The 5,966-nt window shown below is 75.3% G+C and carries 5 protein-coding genes; 2 read left to right on the forward strand and 3 right to left on the reverse strand.

The genetic code is table 11. The annotated features are described in order from the left end of the window. Positions 1 to 184: 184 nt before the first annotated feature. From FA014_RS17305 to FA014_RS17315, 3 genes are all read right to left on the reverse strand, one after another. Complete coding sequence (locus tag FA014_RS17305) at positions 185 to 1,564, reverse strand: UTP--glucose-1-phosphate uridylyltransferase (RefSeq protein ID WP_154730878.1); 1,380 nt, start codon at positions 1,562 to 1,564, stop codon at positions 185 to 187. 83 nt (positions 1,565 to 1,647) lie between these two features. After that, entirely contained in the window at positions 1,648 to 2,181 is a 534-nt protein-coding gene (locus tag FA014_RS17310; RefSeq protein ID WP_154730879.1) for a hypothetical protein, read from the reverse strand. A gap of 246 nt (positions 2,182 to 2,427) precedes the next feature. Further along, positions 2,428 to 3,018: a TetR/AcrR family transcriptional regulator gene (locus FA014_RS17315; protein ID WP_230323326.1), complete on the reverse strand. Its 591-nt coding sequence runs from the start codon at positions 3,016 to 3,018 to the stop codon at positions 2,428 to 2,430. A gap of 144 nt (positions 3,019 to 3,162) precedes the next feature. Between FA014_RS17315 and FA014_RS17320 the strand changes: the two genes are divergently transcribed. Beyond that, entirely contained in the window at positions 3,163 to 4,815 is a 1,653-nt protein-coding gene (locus tag FA014_RS17320; RefSeq protein ID WP_230323328.1) for an ABC transporter substrate-binding protein, read from the forward strand. Further along, positions 4,812 to 5,873 (forward strand): ABC transporter permease, encoded by a 1,062-nt coding sequence (locus FA014_RS17325; protein WP_419178433.1) that lies wholly within the window; start codon positions 4,812 to 4,814, stop codon positions 5,871 to 5,873. The genes FA014_RS17320 and FA014_RS17325 overlap by 4 nt, the downstream gene beginning before the upstream one ends. Positions 5,874 to 5,966 lie beyond the last annotated feature (93 nt).

Here is a 5,966-nt window from a genome sequence, read left to right on the forward strand (position 1 = left end):
CTCGCGGCCGGCGGTGCCCTCCTGCTCGCGGCCCGGCGCCGCCGCGGCTGAGCCGCCCCGGGCTGCGCCGCCAGGCGGGGGCACCGCCGCGGCGATCGGGACTCCAGCAGGGCGGACCGCTCGTGGCGCGCCCCGGCCTGCTCGGTCGGAGCGACGTCCGCCACGGGCGGCCCCCCGGTGCGGGTCAGCCGCCGATCGTGGTGCCGGCGGGGATGGTGCCCGGCGCGCCGTCCGCCTCGACGACGGCCTCTCCCGTCGCGACGACGCCCGGCTCGAAGGTCCAGTCGCCCTGCACGGTGAACGAGGACGCGCCGCGCAGCGACGGGGCGGCGGGGAACCGCTGCTCGAACTTCGCCACGGTCTTGTAGACCTTCGCGTCGAGGTCCACGAGCGGCGCCTTCTCGACGGCGAGCCGCAGCGTCGAGTCCTCGCCGAGGTCGTACGCGTCGGACCGGAGCAGCAGCAGGTCGTTCGTCGTCTTGACCGGCAGGAACCGCTCGCGGCCCACGGCGATGGCGGTCGCGCCCTCGAACACCTCGATCGCCGCGCCCATGGCCGTCTCGATCTGGAACACCTCGGGCGAGGAGGAGTCGGTCGGGTCGACGGTCTTGACGTTGCGGATCAGCGGCAGGCCGAGCACCGCGCCGCGGGCCTCCAGCGCCGCGGCGATCTGCTCAAGGTCGAACCACAGGTTGTTCGTGTGGAAGTACGGGTGCCGGTGCTCGTCGGTGAAGTAGTCCATCTCGTCCGCCGGGGTCTGCGCGGTGTCGCGCAGGATCAGCCGGCCGTCCGACTTCCGCACCGCGAGGTGGCCGCCCTTGCGGTCGGCGGCGGTGCGGCGGCACAGCTCGGCGGCGTACGGGGCGCCGGAGGCGGCGAACCAGCCGGCGATGGTCGGGTTCGGCGCGGCGCCCAGGTTGTCGGAGTTCGACACCGACGCGTACCGGAAGCCCGCGTCCAGCAGCTGCTGCAGCACGCCCGACGCGAGCAGCGCCGTGTAGAGGTCGCCGTGGCCCGGGGGGCACCACTCCAGCGTCGGGTCGGCCTCCCAGCTCACCGGGGTCAGGTCGTCCGTGCGGAGCTTCGGCTCCTGGTTCTGCAGGAAGTCCAGCGGCAGGCCGTCCACGGCCAGACCCTCGTGCCGGGCCAGCGCCTCGAGCGAGTCGGCCCGGGTGCGGAACGAGTTCATCAGGATGAGGGGCAGGCGGGCGCCGGTCTCGGAGCGGGCGTGCTGCACCTGCTCGACGATGAGGTCGAGGAACGACTTGCCGTCGCGCACGGGGAGCAGCGACTTGGCCTTGTCCATGCCCATCGAGGTGCCGAGGCCCCCGTTGAGCTTGATGATCGCGGTCTTCGCGAACGCCTCGCGCGCGGCCGCGGGGTCGATGTCGACGTCCGCGAGCTGCGGCGGGTCGAGCAGGGGGTCGATGGTGCCCTCGGGGATGAGGCCCGTGGCCCCCGCCTCGAGCTCCCGGTAGTAGTGGGTGAAGACGTCGATCGCGGTCGGGGCCACCCCGGCCGCCGCCATCTTGTCCTGGGCCTGCCGCAGTCCGGTGTCGCTCATGGGGTCGATCCTAGGAACACCGGGTGAGGCGGGGCCACACGCGCAGACGGCGGCGCGCGGCGGGCGGGTGAACGGCCGGCGACCTAGACGTCGGCGACGCGGGCGACGACCGGGGCTGCGCGCCGGCGCCAGTCCCCGCCCTGGTTCCATGCCCACGCCACGGCGTCGGGCAGCGCGAGCAGCGGCTCGGTGGCCGCTGGTTCGTGCACGTACTCCACACGGTCCACGCAGGCTTCCCGGCGCGTCGCGGCGTACATCCGCACGCGGTCGCTGCGGACGAGGGTGTCGTCCCGCTCGAGGACGAGGCGGGTCCGCGGGTGCGCAGACAGGTCGCGGACGACCTGGTCCAGGCACCGGCCGCGTCGCTCCCGTTCCCCGACGGCTGCCGCACGAGCCGCGCGGTAGATCGTGACGGTGACCGGCAGGGACGCGACGGTCGAGAGGATCGCTCGCTGCCGGGAGGCGCGTTCCTTGACCATGTGCAACCGCCGCTGACCCGCCAGGTGGAGATCCCGGATCGACCGGCGGCCGGCGGCCAGGTCGGCCTGATCCAGCCGCGCGACCGCCAGCAGGTAGTGCGGTCGCTTGCTCTCGTCCGCGAAGGCGTGCGTGGTCATGCGCGCCGCGGGCTGTCGTCGGCTCCCGTCATATGCCGACCCTAGGGACTCGCGCTCCCCCTGCCCCGCTCGTCCACAGGAGAGACGGGTCCGGGTGGCTGCGGTCGCGGACATCGGCCTTGAGGTCCCGTCGGACGGTTCGGTAGCGTGGAGGCAGCCCGTCGCACTAGCGGCGGGAAGTGGACCCGAGACCCTTCCGGACGGTTGCGGCGCTCGGGTCTCGCGCTGTCCGGGCCCGTGTGCGCCTCAGTCCAGCGCCCCCCGCACCGGCGCCAGCGCGTGGTCGAGCAGGTCGGGCAGCCGCGTCCGCCCGGCCCCGGCGAGCGCCCAGGCCTCGACCGCCGCGACGAGCGCCCCGGCCCAGGCCGCGCCCGCCACCCGCGCGTGCAGCGGGTCGACGCCGCGGCCCGCCGCGTACGCCGCGATGGTGGCGCCGAGGTCGGCGGTGCGGCGCGCGGCCGCCAGCCGGAGGTCGTCGCCGAGCCCCATCGTGTCGGCCTGGGTGAAGGCGAGGGCGACGTGGTCCGCCGGCAGCCGGGCGGCGAGGTCGTGCAGGGCGGCCTCCACCACGGTGCCCGGTGTCGCGTCCGCCGGCCCGGCCGCGAGGGTGGCCCGCAGTGCCTCGACGCGTTCGTCGAAGGCCGCCCAGAGCAGGTCCGACTTCGCCGTGAAGTAGTTGAAGAACGTGCTCCGCGAGACGCCGGCGCGCTGCGTGATGTCCGCGACCGAGGTGGTCGCGTACCCGCGCTCGAGGAACAGCTCGCCGGCGGCCTCCTCGAGCATCGCCCGCGATGAGGCGTGCGGGCGCCCGGATCGACGCGGGGCGGGAGCGGGCACGCGCCCATGCTAGGCGGGCCGTGGGACCGGGATCACAGCCGGTGGGGCGGGATGCGGGCGCCATCCGCGCCTATTGTTGGACGCAGTGCAACAACCGGTCGGCGGGTGAGCCGCGGCCGGCCCCCCGACGCCCGAGGTGGACCCGTGCCCCACGCCCTCCGTCCGACCCGCGCCCGCACCGGCGCCGCGCTGGCCGCCGTCGCCGCCCTCGCCCTGGCGGCCTGCACCGGCTCCGGCGGGGACGCCGACGACGCCGCCACCCCGCGGGACGGCGGCACGCTCGTCTACGCGACCGGCGACGCCGAGCCCACCTGCCTCGACCCGCACGTCGGCGGCAACTACCCGCAGGCGCTGATCAGCACGCAGTACCTGGAGCCGCTGGTCGGCCGGGACGCGGACGGCACGATCCTGCCGTGGCTCGCGACCGCGTGGTCCGTGAGCGACGACCTGCTGACCTGGGACTTCACCCTGGCCGACGACGTGACCTTCACCGACGGCACCCCGTTCGACGCCGCGGCGGTCAAGGCGAACATCGAGCACCTCCAGGACCCGGACACCGGCTCGTCGACGGGCTACCTCGCGGTCCAGAAGGTCGAGTCGGTCGAGGTCGTGGACGCGACGCACGCCCGGTTCCACCTGACCGAGCCGGACTCCGCGCTGCTGGAGTCGCTCAGCCAGCAGTGGACCGCGATGGAGTCGCCCGCGGGCATCGAGCGCGGGATGGACGACAACTGCGCGGCCCCCGTCGGCACCGGCCCGTTCGTCGTGGACGAGTGGGTCCCGCAGCAGCAGGTCACCCTGGTGCGCAACGACGACTACGTCCCGCTCGACCCGCAGGCGGAGCACGACGGCCCCGCCCACCTGGACGAGATCGTCTGGCGGTTCATCCCCGACGCGGCGACCCGGTACGCGGCGCTGCGCTCCGGCGAGGTGCAGGTGGTCGACAACCCGCAGCCGGACGCGATCGCGCAGGCCGACGCCGGCGGCGACATCACCCACGTCGACGCCCCGCGGCCCGGGTCGTCCAACCGCATCGAGCTGAACAGCGCGCAGCCGCCGTTCGACGACGTGCGGGTGCGCGAGGCGTTCGTGCGCGCGGCGGACCCGGACCCGGGCATCGAGACGCTGTTCGCCGGCACCGCGACCCGGTCGTACTCGCCGCTGTCGAGCGTCGAGCCGACGGCGTACGGCGACGAGGACCTGTTCACCACCGACGTCGACCGCGCGGAGCAGCTGCTGGACGAGGCCGGCTGGACCACCACGGACGACGAGGGCTACCGCACCAAGGACGGGCAGCGCCTCACCGTGCGGTTCCCGGTGAGCACCAACCAGTCCGTGGCCGCGGAGCAGTCGCTGTTCGAGCAGATCCAGGCCAACGCGAAGGCCGTGGGCTTCGAGGTCGTGCTGACCCCGTCCGACCTGTCCGCCTGGTACGCGGCGCTGGGCGCGAACGCGTACGAGGCGGTGTCGGCGCCGTACACGAAGGTCGGCCCGGACGTCCTGCGGATCCTCTACCACTCGGACGGGACGATCCCCGCGCCGAGCGGTTACTTCGCCAACCACGCGCAGGTGAAGGACCCGGCGCTGGACGACCTGCTGGACCGCGCGTCCGCGACCGCCGACGACGCCGAGCGCGCCGACCTCTACCGGCAGGCGCAGCAGATCGTGCTGGAGGGGTACTACATCCTCCCGCTCTACGACCAGCAGAACCACTTCCTCACCCGCGGCGTCACCGGGATGCGGACGCTGGACACCGTGTCCACGCCGACGTTCCTCGACGCGCGCCTGGGGTCCTGACCGCCGTGCGCGCCGTCGCCCCCGTCGGCCGGGCGGTCCGCCGCCCGTGGCTGCGGTGGCTGCTGGCGCGCCTCGGCTCGGCAGCCCTCGTGGCGTGGGTGGTCGCCACCGTCGTGTTCTTCGCGCTGCGCGCGGCCGGCGGCGACCCCACCGAGGCCATCCTCGGCGGACCCGGGTCGCAGGCCGGGCCGGAGGCGGTGGCCGCGGCGCGGGCGCAGTACGGCCTCGACCAGCCGCTCGTCGTGCAGTACCTCGTGCAGCTGTGGCGGGTGGCGACGTTCGACCTCGGCGACTCGTACGCCCGCCGGGTGCCCGTCTCCGACCTGCTCGCCGAGCAGCTGCCGGGGACGATGCTGCTCGCGGTGCTGGCGCTCGCGCTGGCGTGGCTGCTCGCGCTCGCGGTGGCGACGCTCGCGGTGCGGGCCACCGGGCCGGTCGGCCGCGCGTGCGCGGCGGCGCTGCGCGGGGCCGAGGTCGTCGCGGCGGTGCTGCCGCACTTCTGGCTCGGGGCGGTGCTGATCGTGGTGTTCTCCTCGACGCTCGGCTGGTTCCCGGCGACCAGCAGCGGCACCGACCCGGTGGGCCTGGTGCTGCCGACGGTGACGCTCGCCGTGCCGGTCGCGGGATTCCTCGGGCAGGTGATGCGCGACTCGCTGGAGGAGGCCGCCGCGGCGCCGTTCGCCACCAGCGCGCGGGCCCGCGGGGCGTCGCCGGTGGGCGTGCTGTGGCGGCACACGCTGCGGCACGGCGTGCTGCCCGCGGTGTCGCTGTCGGGCTGGGCGTTCGGGTCGCTGCTCAGCGGCGCCGTCGTCGTCGAGACCCTGTTCGGCCGGCCGGGGCTCGGGCGGCTGCTGCTCGACGCGACGATGCAGCGGGACGTGCCGGTCGTCGTCGGGGCCGTGGTGGTCGTGGCGCTCGCGTACGTCGTGGTGATGCTGCTGGTCGACGTGGCGGAGCGGCTGCTGGACCCGCGGCTGCGCGGCGCGGCCGAGGTGCCGGCGCTCGTGGGCGGGGCGGCCCGGGCCGCGCGCGCGGATGAGCCGGCGGTGCTGGGGTGACGGCCGTGGCGGAGCGCCGGGGCGCGGCCGGCGGGGGCTCCGGCGGCACGGGCCCGGCGCGGCGGGGGACTCCGCGCCCGCCCGGCCCGGAGT

The organism is Cellulomonas hominis (genome assembly GCF_005239125.1).
GTDB classification, from domain to species: Bacteria; Actinomycetota; Actinomycetes; order Actinomycetales; family Cellulomonadaceae; genus Cellulomonas; species Cellulomonas hominis_A.

Excerpts from the sequence above, each read along its gene's own strand:
- FA014_RS17305 (WP_154730878.1), bottom strand. The coding sequence starts at position 1,564 with ATGAGCGACACCGGACTGCGGCAGGCCCAGGACAAGATGGCGGCGGCC.
- FA014_RS17310 (WP_154730879.1), bottom strand. The coding sequence starts at position 2,181 with ATGACCACGCACGCCTTCGCGGACGAGAGCAAGCGACCGCACTACCTG.